Origin of the sequence: Lujinxingia sediminis (assembly GCF_004005565.1) — a bacterium.
GTDB classification, from domain to species: domain Bacteria; phylum Myxococcota_A; class Bradymonadia; order Bradymonadales; family Bradymonadaceae; genus Lujinxingia; species Lujinxingia sediminis.
The window spans coordinates 50679-65208 of sequence record NZ_SADD01000014.1 but is presented as its reverse complement, the minus strand read 5'-3'; the positions used below and the strand labels follow the sequence as shown (position 1 = coordinate 65208).

At 64.3% G+C, this 14530-nt stretch carries 11 protein-coding genes; 5 read left to right on the top strand and 6 right to left on the bottom strand.

Going from position 1 to position 14530, the window contains the following annotated elements; translation table 11 throughout:
* The first annotated feature begins 69 nt into the window (after positions 1-69).
* Genes EA187_RS17600 through EA187_RS17590 form a run of 3 tightly spaced genes read left to right on the top strand, consistent with a single transcriptional unit; the run spans position 70 to position 3830 of the window.
* Positions 70-1467 (top strand): UDP-glucose dehydrogenase family protein, encoded by a 1398-nt coding sequence (locus EA187_RS17600; RefSeq protein ID WP_127781105.1) that lies wholly within the window; start codon positions 70-72, stop codon positions 1465-1467.
* 23 nt (positions 1468-1490) lie between these two features.
* Positions 1491-2774: a Vi polysaccharide biosynthesis UDP-N-acetylglucosamine C-6 dehydrogenase TviB gene (gene tviB, locus EA187_RS17595; RefSeq protein WP_115607457.1), complete on the top strand. Its 1284-nt coding sequence runs from the start codon at positions 1491-1493 to the stop codon at positions 2772-2774.
* 48 nt (positions 2775-2822) lie between these two features.
* Positions 2823-3830: an NAD-dependent epimerase gene (locus EA187_RS17590; RefSeq protein ID WP_127781104.1), complete on the top strand. Its 1008-nt coding sequence runs from the start codon at positions 2823-2825 to the stop codon at positions 3828-3830.
* Between the two features lie 140 nt (positions 3831-3970).
* Here the strand turns inward: EA187_RS17590 and EA187_RS17585 are convergent, their stop codons facing one another.
* The 6 genes from EA187_RS17585 to EA187_RS17560 form a co-directional block, all read right to left on the bottom strand.
* On the bottom strand, positions 3971-4741 hold the full coding sequence (locus EA187_RS17585) for a formyl transferase (RefSeq protein ID WP_115607460.1): 771 nt from the start codon (positions 4739-4741) through the stop codon (positions 3971-3973).
* Positions 4720-5727 (bottom strand): polysaccharide deacetylase family protein, encoded by a 1008-nt coding sequence (locus EA187_RS17580; RefSeq protein ID WP_127781103.1) that lies wholly within the window; start codon positions 5725-5727, stop codon positions 4720-4722. The genes EA187_RS17585 and EA187_RS17580 overlap by 22 nt, the downstream gene beginning before the upstream one ends.
* 147 nt (positions 5728-5874) lie before the next feature.
* On the bottom strand, positions 5875-6375 hold the full coding sequence (locus tag EA187_RS17575) for a dTDP-4-dehydrorhamnose 3,5-epimerase family protein (protein ID WP_127781102.1): 501 nt from the start codon (positions 6373-6375) through the stop codon (positions 5875-5877).
* Entirely contained in the window at positions 6372-7097 is a 726-nt protein-coding gene (locus tag EA187_RS17570; RefSeq protein WP_127781101.1) for a sugar phosphate nucleotidyltransferase, read from the bottom strand. The genes EA187_RS17575 and EA187_RS17570 overlap by 4 nt, the downstream gene beginning before the upstream one ends.
* 115 nt (positions 7098-7212) lie before the next feature.
* The gene (gene rfbB, locus EA187_RS17565) at positions 7213-8253 is read right to left on the bottom strand and encodes a dTDP-glucose 4,6-dehydratase (RefSeq protein ID WP_127781100.1); all 1041 of its coding nucleotides are present in this window, start codon (positions 8251-8253) and stop codon (positions 7213-7215) included.
* Positions 8254-8479: 226 nt separating this feature from the next.
* Entirely contained in the window at positions 8480-10813 is a 2334-nt protein-coding gene (locus EA187_RS17560) for a glycosyltransferase (RefSeq protein ID WP_127781099.1), read from the bottom strand.
* 297 nt (positions 10814-11110) lie between these two features.
* Between EA187_RS17560 and EA187_RS17555 the strand changes: the two genes are divergently transcribed.
* Together EA187_RS17555 and EA187_RS17550 are read left to right on the top strand one after the other, a co-directional pair.
* Positions 11111-13093: an ABC transporter ATP-binding protein gene (locus EA187_RS17555; protein ID WP_127781098.1), complete on the top strand. Its 1983-nt coding sequence runs from the start codon at positions 11111-11113 to the stop codon at positions 13091-13093.
* Complete coding sequence (locus EA187_RS17550; protein WP_127781097.1) at positions 13090-14523, top strand: surface carbohydrate biosynthesis protein; 1434 nt, start codon at positions 13090-13092, stop codon at positions 14521-14523. The genes EA187_RS17555 and EA187_RS17550 overlap by 4 nt, the downstream gene beginning before the upstream one ends.
* The last annotated feature ends 7 nt before the right edge of the window (positions 14524-14530 follow it).

Sequence of the window (14530 nt, the reverse complement as noted above, 5' to 3'; positions counted from 1 at the left end):
TGACCTCGGTGATCCCCATGCTCCGGCTGCCCCCTCACCGGGGGCTCCACGCCCTCCCCAGGAGAGACCATGAACCTCACGATCATCGGCACCGGTTATGTCGGGCTGGTCACCGGAACCTGTTTTGCTGAGATGGGCCATCAGGTGACCTGCATCGACGTCGATGCCCGCAAAGTAGCGCAACTTCGTCAGGGCAAAAGCCCCATCTTTGAGCCCGGACTCGACGAGCTCCTCCAGCGTAACATCGCCCAAAAACGACTGACATTCTCCACCTCGTTATCCGAAACCTCGGAGTCCGACGAGGTGTTCTTCATCGCCGTGGGCACCCCGCCCGACCAGGATGGCTCGGCCGATCTGCAGCACGTGCTGGAGGTTGCCCGCCAGCTCGGCGAGCACCTGAAGCGCGACGCCATCGTCGTCGATAAATCGACAGTGCCGGTGGGCACCGCTCGCATGGTCCAGGAGACCATTGAGCATCATCTGGCGCATCGCGGTGTCGACCATCGCGTGGTCGTCGTCTCCAACCCGGAGTTTTTGAAAGAAGGCGCGGCGATCGACGACTTTATGAAGCCCGACCGCATCATCATCGGCACCGAAGATGAGCATGCCCGCGAGCGCCTGGCCGAACTCTACGCCCCCTTTAACCGCAATCACCAGCGCTTGCTCTTTATGGGCACGCGCGACGCTGAGATGACCAAATACGCTGCCAACGCCATGCTTGCGACCAAGATCTCCTTTATGAACGAGGTCGCCCATCTCTGTGAAGCGCTCGGGGTGGATGTGGAAAATGTACGCCTGGGCATCGGCTCCGATGAACGCATCGGCTACCACTTCATCTACCCGGGCTGCGGCTACGGGGGCTCCTGCTTTCCCAAAGACGTGCGCGCCCTTTGCCATATGGCCCGCGACCGGGGAATCGAGCCGGGGATCCTCGACGCAGTGGAGCGACGCAACCAGGTTCAAAAGGAACGGCTGGCGCAGAAGATCATCGCTCGCTACGGTGAGGACTTAAGCGCGTTGAGCTTCGGTCTCTGGGGATTGGCATTTAAGCCGGGCACCGACGATCTTCGCGAAGCCCCCTCTCGCATCCTGCTCGAGCATCTCATCGCGCGCGGTGCGCGCATTCAGGCCTACGATCCGGTGGCTATGGAAGCTGCCCGCGAGCACTTCCCGCAGGAGTGGTTTGATCGTCAGCATCTTATGCTGGCCGAACACCAGTATGCCGCGTTAGAAGGAGTCGACGCCTTGATTTTGGTCACCGAGTGGAAACCTTTCCGCCATCCCGATCTTGGAGCTATGGCCCGGCTGATGCGCCATAAAGTCGTCTTTGACGGCCGAAATCAATACGATCCGCACCAGATGCGCGCCGCCGGTTTCTATTATGATGCCATCGGCCGCAGCAGTGAGAATCGCGATCCGGCGACCATTCTTGCCCTGGACCCTCGTCCGGGCTCCCAACCTCGCTAACCTTCGTCTTCGCAGGAGACCTCATGGGCACCCCCACCCTCGACACCGCTCAGATTGCCATCGTCGGGCTCGGCTACGTCGGCCTGCCGCTGGCCGTGGAGTTCGGGCGGCGCTTTGACACCGTCGGCTTCGACATCAACCCTCGCCGCGTCAACGAACTGCGCGAAGGCAGAGATAGCACCCGGGAGGTTGAGCCCGACGATCTGGTCAGCGCACAACGCCTGCGCTACACCACCGAGCTCAACGACATCGCCGATTGCAACGTCTACGTGGTCACCGTACCCACGCCCATTGACGAGCATAAGCGCCCCGACTTAAGCCCCCTGGAGAGCGCCAGCCGCGCGGTCGGTGCGGTGCTCAACAAGGGCGATGTGGTCATCTACGAATCCACCGTCTACCCGGGGGCCACCGAAGAGGTCTGCGTGCCGCTGCTCGAAGAGACCAGTGGGCTGCGCTTTAATCAGGACTTCTTCGTGGGCTACAGCCCCGAACGCATCAACCCGGGCGATAAGCAGCATCGCCTGACCACCATCGTCAAAGTCACCAGCGGCTCTACCCCCGAGGCGGCCGACTTTGTCGACGCGCTCTACCGCTCCGTCATCACCGCCGGCACCCATAAGGCAAGCTCGGTCAAGGTGGCCGAAGCGGCCAAGGTCATCGAGAACACCCAGCGCGACGTCAACATCGCGCTGATCAACGAGCTGGCCTTGATCTTCAACCGCCTGGGCATCGACACCGAAGAGGTGCTCCTGGCAGCCGGCACCAAATGGAACTTTTTGCCCTTCCGCCCAGGCCTTGTCGGGGGTCACTGCATCGGCGTCGACCCCTACTACCTGACGCATAAAGCCCAGGCGATCGGCTACAACCCCGAGATGATCCTGGCCGGCCGGCGACTCAACGACTCCATGGGCAGCCACATCGCCCACCAGGTCGCCAAGCTCATGACCCAGCGTCGACTTCAGGTCGTCGACAGCAACGTGCTGGTGATGGGACTGACCTTCAAAGAGAACTGCCCGGACCTGCGCAACACCCGCGTGATCGACATCATCCGTGAGTTGGAGACCTACCACGCCCGCGTGCACGTCTACGATCCCTGGGTTGACGCCGAAGAAGCCCGCCACGAGTACGGCATCGACCCCATCAAAGAGCCGAAGCCGGGCCACTACGACGCCATCATCCTGGCCGTGGCCCATGACGAGTTCCGCGAGATGGGCGCCGAGCAGATTCGCGCCCTCGGCAAAGAAGGCGCGGTGGTCTACGACATCAAATATGTCCTGCCCACCGGCGACTCCGACGCTCGCCTCTAATCCTCATTATTCTCAGAAGTCTCACCTCTTCGACCCGACGAGCTCTCTATGAAGATCCTGGTCACCGGCGCTGCCGGATTCATCGGCTCCCACCTCGCCACGCGCCTGCTCGCGCGCGGCGACTCTGTGGTCGGCGTCGACAACATCAACGATTATTACGATCCCAACCTCAAGCTGGCGCGCCTGGAGCGGCTGCAGACCAACCCGAACTTCAGCTTCGAGAAACTTGAGCTGGCTGATCGTCAGGGCGTCGCCGCCCTCTTTAAAGCCCATGACTTCGACCGGGTGGTGCACCTGGCCGCCCAGGCCGGTGTGCGCTACTCGCTGGAGAACCCGCACGCCTACATCGACTCCAATATCGTGGCGTTCACCAACATCCTGGAGGGTTGTCGGCATCAGCAAACCCCGCACCTGGTCTACGCCTCGTCGAGCTCAGTCTACGGCGCCAACACCTCCTTGCCCTTCTCCATTCACGATAATATCGACCACCCGGTCAGCCTCTACGCAGCCACCAAAAAAGCCAACGAGCTGATGGCCCATACCTACAGCCACCTCTACGGGCTGCCGACCACCGGGCTGCGCTTCTTCACGGTCTACGGCCCCTGGGGCCGACCCGATATGGCGCTCTTTCTCTTTACCGACGCCATCCTCAAAGGCCGCCCCATCAAGGTCTTCAACAAGGGTGATATGCAACGCGACTTCACCTACATCGATGACATCATCGAAGGCGTGGTGCGCGTGACCGACCGTGTTGCCGAACCCAACGCCAGCTGGTCGGGCGATGAACCCGACCCGGGCACCAGCGCCGCGCCCTACCGCATCTACAACATCGGCAACAACAACCCGGTGCAGCTCATGGACATGATCGGGGCGCTGGAGGACTGCCTGGGGCAAGAAGCTCAAAAAGAATTCTTACCCATGCAACCCGGCGATGTTCAGGCCACCTACGCCGACGTCGAAGACCTCATCAACGACGTGGGCTTCAAGCCCGACACCCCCATCGAAGAGGGTATCGCCAACTTTGTCGCCTGGTACCGCGAGTACTACGGACGCTGAGAAGGTAGAGCCGCGCCTCGACCCAGCTCACATCGAGCAATAAAAAAACCGACGCCGCAAGGCGTCGGTTTTTCTCTTTAAAATCAACCACATGAATCCACATACATCAAACACCCCGGCCGCACTCCCCTCCCCCATGCTCAGCGCACGCCGCGTCGGCGGCCACGCAGATACGAGAGCACCGTGGGGTGCGACCACAGCCCGCCGCTCACAGCAGGCGCGCGCCAGCGCGGCTGCTCCCCGCTAAGCACCCCCTCAACTGCCCCCCCGACCATGGGCACCCCGTGGGCGAACTGCAGATAGGGGTAGGTCGCGAAGTTGTCTTCACTCGAAGGCTCGATCACCCGCTGCGCCAGAATCGCCCCGGTATCAATGCCCGCATCCACCAGGTGGACCGTCACCCCGAAGCGCTCAGGCTCGCCCTGATGCAGCGCCCAGTACCCTCCGTGGACCCCGCGATAATAGGGTGTGATACCGGTGTGAAGGTTGATAAAGGGCGCCTCGACACAGCCCAGCGTCGCTTTGCTGACGATGCGTGTGGCGCTGATCACCACCACCTCGGGCTCAAGCTCACGCAACGCGGCGCGGGCCTCCTCGGAGTTCACCGAAGGCACGGCGATGAGCTGAGCTTGTGGAATCGGATCTCGGCGCAGTTCGTGGGAACGCAAGAGCTCCTCGATGCGCCGGCGACCACGGCGTCTCAAAGCAGGAGCTACCGCGGCCTGAAAGAGGCTCTGGTGGCCGACTTTCAGCCATCCCATCCGGCGCGCACGACGACGCAAAAAGTCGACCCGTGACATCGGGCTTTCCATGATGACGGGCAGGGCTTCAAAACGCGCGCTCAGTTCGTGGTAGAGCATCGGCGTCACATCGCCCGGACCGGCCAACATCACAACGCGGGGCTTACCCATGGTCCCTCCTGATAGCCCAGGCCCTGGCGCGCCACGTCGGCCATGGTCGCGGTGACCATACGCCCGGCCTCGCGCCAACGCGCCATGTGGTCAAGAATGTACTGAAGTTCCGAGAGATGGGCCTCCAGACCCACCCCGAAGTTATGGGGATGCCACCAGAGGTGATAGACGCCTCCGCATCGCACTGCTTCATCGATCTCCCGGCAGATGCGCGCGCGCTGCCGGCGTGCAAGCCAGGGACTTCGCGTGGCCAGCGGCCGCAAAAAGCGCGTTGCGGCCACATTCACCGGCTGACGCACCAGCGGAGAGACCGCCGAGATGCAGCGCGCCCCGGTCAGGGGCGTGAGGCTATCGAGCAGACGCGCGGCCCGGCGCACCCCGGTATTTCGGGCGCGGGCGTGCGCCTGATAAAGCCACCCGGGAGGATTTCCCCGGTAGACCTCCAGCCCCAGGTTTCGGCAGATATCCAGGTAACTTCGCCGCACCTGATTTCTCGGAAACACCAGGCTGGTCAAGCGCATCCCACGCCTGGCAGCCACGGCCACCGCCGCTTCCAGGTCGGCCTCAAAGTCCTCAGCATCCTGCCCGGGCTCACAGCAGTAGTAGTGCGAGAAGGTATGCGAGGCGATCTCCTGCCCGGGACTCGCTTCGATCAGACGAATCAAGGAGAGCCCGTAGTGAAAGGGATCTTCGACCTCGTCTTTGCCAATGGAGGCAATATGCGGGTAGGGCGAGAGCGAGGCGTCTCGGTAAGCCGGGATGCGTCGGGGGAGGCTGGCGAGCAGCTCGTCGCGATGCTCGCAGAAGAGCATGCCCACAGTGGCCCAGGTGGCCATCACCCCGTAGTCCTCAAAGAGTTTGAGCATCGCCGGGACCGCCCGACGCACCCCCAGAAGCGCCACGCGATAATCTTCCAGACGGCGGTGATCGCGAACGCCCCAGTAAAGCTCCAGATCCAGCGAGATCACAAAGCGCGCAGCCCGCATCTTCTCCCCCGATGATGATCGTAGGTGATGAACACGCGCCGGGGCGACCGCCCCATCGGATCGCTCCGACAGGGTGGCCTCCCGACGCGTATCGGTCAGGTTGCGCGCGCTCCCCCCGGCGCGCGCGCCCCCCTGAAGCGCCTCAAACTAGCGCGCTCTCCCGAGCTGAAAAGGGGATTGAGGATCGTCCTCATGACGAATCTCATCGACCTCTTCAGCGTACCCTTCGCCGCGGTAGAGCCGGTTAGGACAATTGATCACCCAGCCCGGTCCACGGCTGATATTTTGATAGGCATGCACCACCCCCGGCGGAATGATCACCGCGGCGGGAAGCTCCTCCCCAAGCTCAAACGACTCGTAGCGCTCATAGCTTGTGGATTGCACGCGGTTATCCCACAGGTGCAGTCGGAAGGTCCCCGGTCCCATAAAACAGAAGTAGTCGGCCTGGTCGACGTGCTCATGAGGCCCCCGCGCCACGCCGGCCTCGGTCTGAGAGAGGTAGGTCATCGCCGGCCAGAACTCGCGAGGAAGCTGATCATGACGCCAGAGCTCGGTCAGCCATCCCCGCCCATCGCGGTGGCGGCTCAGCGGTCGCACCACCACACCGACGATCTTCGAGAGAGATTCCTGATCATCCTGACGGCTCATAAGCGCTCCCGGTCAGCGGCCATCACCCAGCTGTTGGCCTGATGGTACGAAGCAAAGGTTCCAGCGTCGGTCCACCAGCCTCGCAGCCGCCCCCAGCTCAGCGCCTCGCGCTCAATGTAGGCGTTATTCACATCGGTGATCTCATACTCTCCGCGGGCCGAAGGGCGCTGCCCCCGGATGATGTCGTAGACCTCCCCGTCGAAGAAATACACCCCGGTGACGGCCAGATTGCCGGGCGGGCGCTGGGGCTTCTCCAGGATCTCCACCACGCGATCGCCCTCCACACGGGCCACCCCGTAGCGCTCCGGGTCGGGCACCTCTTTGAGCAAGATCCTCGCCCCGCCCCCCTGCTCACGATAACGCCTGGCCTCATCGGCGATGCTGTCCTCAAAGATGTTGTCGCCCAGCACCACACAGACAGGCTCACCGCCGGCAAAGTTCTCGGCCAGGGAGAGCGCCTGGGCGATGCCTCCGGCCTCGTCCTGAACCCGGTAGGTAAACTGGCAGCCAAAGTCGCGGCCGCTCCCCAGAAGCCCCACCACATCGCCCATATGTTCGGTACCCGTGACAATGAGCACCTGCGTGATGCCAGCTTCCCGTAGCTTGAAGATCGGGTGCACCAGCATCGGCTGGCGCCCCACCGGCAAGAGATGTTTGTTGGTGACTTTTGTCAGCGGAAAGAGACGGCTTCCCGTCCCTCCCGCAAGAACCACTCCCCTCATAGTCCCCCCTGATGTCGCGGCTTCGCTCATCCTGTCGAGCGTTGAATTCGTCACGTCTGGTCATGAAACGGAGCGTCGCGCGGCCCGATTCGCCTCGCCATGCGCTCTGATGAACTTAAACGCGCCTGCCCGCTGACAATCCCCCTCCCCCGGGCCAGATCCTCTCCATATGGCGCAGATACCAGTCCACGGTGTGAGCGAGCGCCTCTTCAAAGCTCCAGCGCGGCTCCCAGCCCAACTCGCTGCGGATACGGGTGGCGTCGATCGCGTAGCGCCGATCGTGGCCGGGGCGATCCTGCACAAAACTCACCATCTGCCGTGCCGTTCCCGCCGGACGCCCCATACGCCGATCGACGAGATCGCCGAGCGCATACACCAGATCGAGGTTCGTCCACTCATTATGCGCGCCCACGTTATAACTTCGCCCGGACTCTCCCTGAGCAAATGCCATGCTCAACGCCCGGCAATGATCTTCGACAAAAAGCCAGTCCCGCACATGACGTCCATCGCCGTAAACCGGCACCTCCTGGCCATCGCGCAGCCGACGAATGATCACCGGGATCAACTTCTCCGGGTACTGGAAAGGCCCGAAGTTGTTGGAGCAGTTGGTGATCACGACATCCATCCCGTAGGTGCGATGGTAGGCTCGCGCCAGATGATCGCTCGACGCCTTGGTGGCCGAATAGGGACTGCTGGGATCGTAGGGAGTGCGCTCGCTGAATGCCCCCCTGGGCCCGAGGCTTCCGTACACCTCGTCGGTCGATACATGCAGAAAGCGCCCCCTGATGCCTCGCTCCTCCCAGGCCCGCCGGGCGCTCTCCAGGAGCACAAAGGAGCCCACCACATTGGTCTGCACAAAATCAGCCGGCCCCCGAATCGAGCGATCCACGTGCGACTCCGCCGCCAGATGAATCACCCCGTCAAAGTCCGACCGGGCAAAGAGACCCTCCATGGCCTCCCGGTCGGCGATGTCGGCGACGATCAGCGGCACCTCGTGTCGAGCAATGAGCTCCTCAAGGTAGCGCCGGTTGCCGGCGTAGGTCAGCTTATCGACTACGCTCACCCGCGTCTGCGGATGCTCCCGGCGCAGATAGCGCACCAGGTTCGCGCCGATAAAGCCCGCCCCTCCCGTCACCAACAGGTGGTTCGCATTCATGCTCCCCTCCTCTCAAGACCCACCGCGACGCCCGATCGCGTCGCGCTCAGAAGGCACCGCCGACGGCGGCACCTGACTACGCCCATCATCCATCCCTGCCATCGCGCCATACATCACCAGGCCACTCCCATCCCCCCGCCCCCTATGCTCGGCACCCCCTACAACGCCACGACGCGTCGCTGACTTCGCCCCCCGGCAAACGCCGCGCCTTCGCCTGTGCTCAGGCTCACCCGCCGGCGGCCCGCAGCCATGCGCCGGCCGCCTCACTCGATACCTCCAGACCGGCCACCTCCTGAAAAATCGCCACATAACGCTCAATGACCGCCTCCACCGAATACTGCTCTTCGACTCGGCGGCGCCCTCGCCTCCCCATGCGCACGCGCAGCTGAGAGGAGTCGATCAGTTCGCGCAATCCCGTCTCAAAATCTCGCATCGTCTCGGCCAGCACCCCGGCGCGGCTTCCCTCCAGGATCGTGCGATTCGCCCCCACCGCCGAGGCCACCACCGGCACTCCGCAGGCCATATAGAGCAAGAGCTTAAAGCCGCATTTGCCCCGTGTGACCGCGTTTTCCGGAAGCGGCATAATGCCCACATCAAACCCCTGAAGCTCGGCCACCTCCCGCTGTGCCGACCAGGGCCGTTGCTCCACCCGCTCAACCCCCTTGAGTGGCAAAAACTCCCCGTTGGAGATCAGGCGCACCACCACATCCTCGCGCTCCTCGACCAGCCGCTTTAAGAGAGGCGCGGCCAACTCCAGGCTCTTAAAATTCGAGCGCGTCCCCATCCAACCCACCACCACCGGACCGCGGGGACGATGCGCCGGCGGTCGAAAACGCTGCGTATCGACCACCGTGGGAATCACCGACGTGGGCACTCCGGCCGGCACATGGGCCCCGATATACTCATTGCCGCAGATCACATGCGCCACCGAGCGACAGGCCTGCTCAAAGGCCCGCGCTCCCCGCGGATCTTCGCCCCCGTCCGGTCCCCGAAAGATCGCGTCATCCACATCAAAGATCGCCCTCGGATTGCGCGCCGCGGCCAGCGCCTCCGGCGCCCCGCTGAATGGCAACGCCAGACGCTGCAAAAACACCACATCATACTCCGCCGCCGAGAGCGCCCAGGGCACCCGCTTTAAACTCTGCGCCAGCTTGATCACCCGCGCCGCCCCGCCGTCGCCCAGCCGGTTATACCCCTCCCCGTACGCCGCACGTACCTCACAGCGGATGCCCCGCGCCTCCAGATGCGGGATCAGCTGCTCGACCCGGTAGCGCGAGGCCGGCACGGTCTTGCCCTCGGTCAAAAAAAGCACCCGGAGCTGCTCACGCTCCCCCACAAGCCGCTCGTAGAGCCTGGCGTAACGCCTGACACCCTCGTTTAAGTCGAAATGCGCCTGGGTCATCCAGCGCGCCTTAAGCGCGGTGTGCATGCAGCGCTCCGAGGCGGCGATCACGTCGGCGGCCCGGCGCAGCTCCGCCTCGCTCAGATCCTCAAGCACCACCCCGCTCTGGGCCCGCTCCACCCAGCGACGCACCTCCCGGTTGCACCCCCACTGGACCGGGCGCACCCCGCTGGCGAAAAACTCCGCCAGCTTGGTGGGCATCGCCGCCCGGTGCGAGGGCTCCTCCTTGCGCAACAACAACCCCCAGTCCATCAACGAAAGCCAGCTGGCCATCTCATCATGGCGCGCACTGGTGATCGTGTAGCGCGACGGATCCAGCCGCGCCTTCTCCAGAATTGCCAGCAACGCCGGGGCCTGCCGTGTCAGACACAGCAGATGAGCCTCGGGGCGACGCGCCAGCACCTGCTCAAAGAGCCGCACACTGGCCTCCACGCAGTACGCCTGACTGATCGCCCCGACCATGCCCACGACCAGCGCCCCGCGCAATCGCTCACGCACCGGCGCCGGCACCACCCCGGCGTCGCCTGGCCCCCCCAGGCCAAACTCGCCATAGTCCACACAGGTCGGGATCACCTCCACCTCCCGATCCTCAGGCCATGGCCCAAATCTTCCCCGCTTGATCTCCTCGGCGGCCTGCACAGTCAGGCTCACCACCGCCGCGCTCTTCTGGTAGAGGTCCCGCTCCCAGATCCGCGCCAGTTTCAGGCGCAGCGCGCCATCAAACCAGCGCCCCTGCTCCAGGCGCTCATCCACCCAGTAGCCGCGTATATCAAAGAGGTATGTCAGCCCCAGGCTGCGAGCCACCGCCGCGGCCACGTAACTCCGGGCGTGCACCAGATCGATGGGGCCCCGCGCACAGACCTCGCGCACCAACCCCCGCAGCCGCGCCACATTGCGGGCTGCCGCCGCCGGTCCGCCACCGGCTTCATAATCGCCCCGCTCCCAGCCAATGCCCTCGGCAGCCAGCAGTCGCGCCAGCTCCTCCTCGCGCTCCCCGTCACGCTCCGCCCGGTCGGCCCCCTTCTCCAGACTCACCACCGTAAAGCGCATCCCCCCGCGCCCGGCCAGCGCCCGTACATAGCGCAACACCTGAGAGGTCCCCAGAGGCTCCAACATCCCGTCGCTGCTTACATACACAATATGGCTGCGTTGACTCACCCCTTCACCCCCCACGCTTGGCTCCTCAGGTCATCGCCCCTTAGCTTCCGGCACCCCGCTCGCCAGAACACCCCGAAGACTCACACCCAGAGAAGATAAGCCCTTGTTTTACAAAGACAATTCCATCAGAAACCTCTCTCCGCGACACACCTGAAAGTGCGCACTTCCACGCTCCCCGGCAAGCCTCCCTCCCTCAAAAAATCCCTCCTCCTTCCAACTCGCCCACCTCTCTTCCCGCCCCCCCGGGCGGTGCCTAACTTCTTTTGCATTGCCCGAACTGGCCCTGTGGGGGGACGCATGCCACTGCTTCGACAGATCTGGTCGCTCTTCGACCCTCGTCAACGCCGAGAGCTCCTCGGCCTCTTTGCGCTCATGCTCATCGGTGCCGGCTTTGAGGCCCTGGGCGTGGGCATCGTCATGCCCTTTATCTCGCTGATCAACGACCCGAGCGCTGCCTATGACATTCCGCTGGCCGCCGAGCTGCTCAACACCCTGGGCGTCAGCACCGCCAACGGCGTGGTCATGGCCGCAGGCCTGGCCCTTTTAGTGACCTTTTCCCTCAAAAACCTCGTCCTGGGTCTGATGTACCACCTCAAATTTCGCTTCGTCTTCGACAACCAGGTCCGCCTCTCTCGCCGTCTCTTTGGCGCCTACCTCTACAGCCCCTACGCCTTCCACTTGCATCGCAACAGCGCCCAGCTTCTGCGCAACGTCAATGAAGAGGTCCGCTTAAGCTTTGTGCACGTGGTCATCCCCCTGCTCACCCTGGCCGTGGAGCTGATGGTCGTCGGCGTCATCGCGCTGCTGCTGGCCGCCGTCGAGCCCTTCATTGCCCCGGTGGCCATGCTCAGCTTTGGCCTGGTGAGCTACGGCTTCTACCGCGGGGTGCGCCAGAAGTCGGCGGTGCTCGGCAAAGCCCAGCAGCACCACGCCGGGCAGATGATCCAGTGGGTCAACCAGGGCCTGGGCGGCGTCAAAGAAGCCCAGCTTTTGGGCGTGCAGGACTTCTTCCTGGACACCTACACCGAGCACAGCACCCGCTACGCCCGCGCGATGCGCTTTCACTCCTTCATCAAAGAGATTCCCCGCCACGTCATCGAGACCATGGGCCTGGGGGGCATGATCCTGGTGGTGCTCCTGCTCATCGCTCGCGGTCAGCCGCTGACCCAGATTCTGCCGGTGCTGGGCCTCTTCGCCATGGCCGCCGTGCGCATGATGCCCTCCTTGACCCGCATCATCGCCGCGCTGACCAGCATCCGTCACTTCCGCCCCAGCGTGGAGGTGATCGCCGCCGACCTCGAAGCCCTTCGCAGCGGCGAGTTGGCCGAGAGCGTGCGCCGCTCCGAATCTCACACCCCCTCGACAACCCATGCGCAAGATGTTGATTTCACGGACATTCCCAACAAAAACACCGTCGAGCAAAGCCCGCTAAAACTCGCCGCAGCCGGCGACGCCGAGACCCACCGCCGGGCGCTGGCCGACGCTCGCCAGCACCCGCGTCCCCTGGAGCACGAGCTTCGTCTGCACCACGTCAGCTACACCTACCCCGAAAGCGCCACTCCCTCGCTCCACGAGCTCGACCTGCGCATTGAGCGCGGCCAGTCCGTGGCCTTTGTCGGCCCCTCCGGCGCCGGCAAGACCACCTGCGTGGACCTGATCCTGGGGCTGCTGCCCCCGGATCTGGGCCAGATCCTCGTCGACGGCCAGAACATCCACGCCGAGCTCGCCAGCTGGCAGGCCAGCCTTGGCTACATCGCCCAGCCCGTCTACCTGATGGATGACACCATCCGCCGCAACATCGCCTTCGGCCTGCCCGACGACACCGTCAACGACGAGGAGGTCTGGCGCGCCCTTGAAGACGCGCGCCTGGCCAGCACCATCGCCGCGCTTCCCCGGGGCCTGGACACCGAGATCGGCGAAGGCGGGGTGCGACTCTCCGGAGGCCAACGCCAACGCTTAGGCATCGCCCGCGCCCTCTACCGCCGCCCCGACCTCCTGGTGCTCGATGAGGCCACCAGCGCCCTGGATAACACCACCGAGCGCGAGATCACCCGCGCCATTGAGCGCCTCTCCGGGCGCATCACATTGATCATCATCGCCCACCGCCTGAGCACCGTTCGCCACTGCGATCGCCTCTTTGTTCTCGATCAGGGCCGGCTCATCGACCAGGGCACCTACGACGAGCTGGCAGCCCGCTGCCCCACCTTCCAGCAGATGGTTCAGGCCGCCGAGATGCCGCCCTCCAGCCTGCCCGGAGCACGCCAGCTGAGGTTAAAATGAGCGCGCCCATTCCTGTTCTTTTTCCGGTCGAGACCATCAACCGCGAGCTCGACTTTCGCCTGGCGATGGCGGTGCAGGCCGCCCGCGCCCATAACCGCATCTACATCGGCCAGCACGAGACCCTGATGCGCCTGTGCCGCCTGCTCGACCACGGCGTCTATTTTGGCAAAAACGCCATCCGCCCCCATTTCCCCGACCGGCTTGACGACTATAACCTTTTGAAATCACGAAACTTTCGCTTCATCCACCTCGACACCGAGGGGGCGGTCTACCCGGGCACCGAAGAGCGCTGGCGGGAGGTCCTGCACAGCCGCATCGATCCGCGCCACCTGGCCGCCGACGACTTTCTTTTGACCTGGGGCGACTTCCAGCGCGACACCTACCGCGCACGCGCTCCCCACCTGGCCGAGCATATCCAGACCACCGGTCATCCCGGCTTTGACCTCTACCTGCCGCGCTGGCGCCCCTATTTTGAGGCCGACACCGCACGCCAGCGCCACCGCTACGGCGACTTCATCCTGATCAACACCAACCTGGCGCGCACCAACAACCGCATGGGCCGCGACTTCGTATTTAGCGCCTACAACGGCTTTGATCCCGAAAACTCGGCCAGCCGCCGGCGCACCATCGAGAGCTGGGCGCGCCAGACCGAGCAGCTCAGCCGTTTTGTGCGCCTGGTTCACGAGCTCAGCCTTCGTTTTCGCCACCAGCCCATCGTGCTGCGTCCCCACCCCTCCGAAGATCCGGCGCTCTACGAGCGCATCTTCGCCGGGCTGCCCCATGTACATGTGCTCCACGAAGGTTCGGTGGCCCCCTGGCTGCTGGCCGCTCGCTGCGTGATCCACGACGGCTGCACCACCGGCCTGGAAGCCCACCTGGCCGGTCGCCCCGTCATCAACTTCAACCCCGGAGAGCTCGCCGGCACCGAGCCCCTCTTCTTGCCCAACCTCTTCGGACAGCGCTGCGCCAACATCGACGAGGTCCTCGACGCGGTCGCCTCGCTGACTCGCCGCCCTCCCGAGCCTCGCAAGGCCGCCGTTCACCCCGCCTTGCACCGTGACGCATCGCCGGTTGCCGCGCCCGACGATCCCCGCGCGCTGGCGCTTTTGCATAACTTCCGCGCCGAGGCGATGCCCCTCACTTTGGAGATCCTCCACAACGCCCAGCGGGGCCTGCACCCGGACCGCCCGCCCTCCGACGCGCTGATCCTGGCCGAAGAGCTCGCCAGCCGCGCCGTCGAAGCCACCAAATCGCTGGCCCGCCCCCTCTCACCTCGCCACCGCGTGGCCAACGCGTACGCCCGCGGCAAGTTCCCCGGCTTCGAGCCCCGAGACATCGCGCGCCGACTGGCCCGCATTCAGGCTCTGGTCGGTCGCTCCGTCACCCACCGCGTATTCAGCCCGGGCCTCATCATCCTGGAAACCCGCTGAACGACGC

Excerpts from the sequence above, each read along its gene's own strand:
- EA187_RS17580 (WP_127781103.1), bottom strand. The coding sequence starts at position 5,727 with ATGCGGGCTGCGCGCTTTGTGATCTCGCTGGATCTGGAGCTTTACTGG.
- EA187_RS17555 (WP_127781098.1), top strand. The coding sequence starts at position 11,111 with ATGCCACTGCTTCGACAGATCTGGTCGCTCTTCGACCCTCGTCAACGC.
- EA187_RS17575 (WP_127781102.1), bottom strand. The coding sequence starts at position 6,375 with ATGAGCCGTCAGGATGATCAGGAATCTCTCTCGAAGATCGTCGGTGTG.
- EA187_RS17590 (WP_127781104.1), top strand. The coding sequence starts at position 2,823 with ATGAAGATCCTGGTCACCGGCGCTGCCGGATTCATCGGCTCCCACCTC.
- EA187_RS17550 (WP_127781097.1), top strand. The coding sequence starts at position 13,090 with ATGAGCGCGCCCATTCCTGTTCTTTTTCCGGTCGAGACCATCAACCGC.
- EA187_RS17600 (WP_127781105.1), top strand. The coding sequence starts at position 70 with ATGAACCTCACGATCATCGGCACCGGTTATGTCGGGCTGGTCACCGGA.
- rfbB (WP_127781100.1), bottom strand. The coding sequence starts at position 8,253 with ATGAATGCGAACCACCTGTTGGTGACGGGAGGGGCGGGCTTTATCGGC.
- tviB (WP_115607457.1), top strand. The coding sequence starts at position 1,491 with ATGGGCACCCCCACCCTCGACACCGCTCAGATTGCCATCGTCGGGCTC.
- EA187_RS17585 (WP_115607460.1), bottom strand. The coding sequence starts at position 4,741 with ATGGGTAAGCCCCGCGTTGTGATGTTGGCCGGTCCGGGCGATGTGACG.
- EA187_RS17570 (WP_127781101.1), bottom strand. The coding sequence starts at position 7,097 with ATGAGGGGAGTGGTTCTTGCGGGAGGGACGGGAAGCCGTCTCTTTCCG.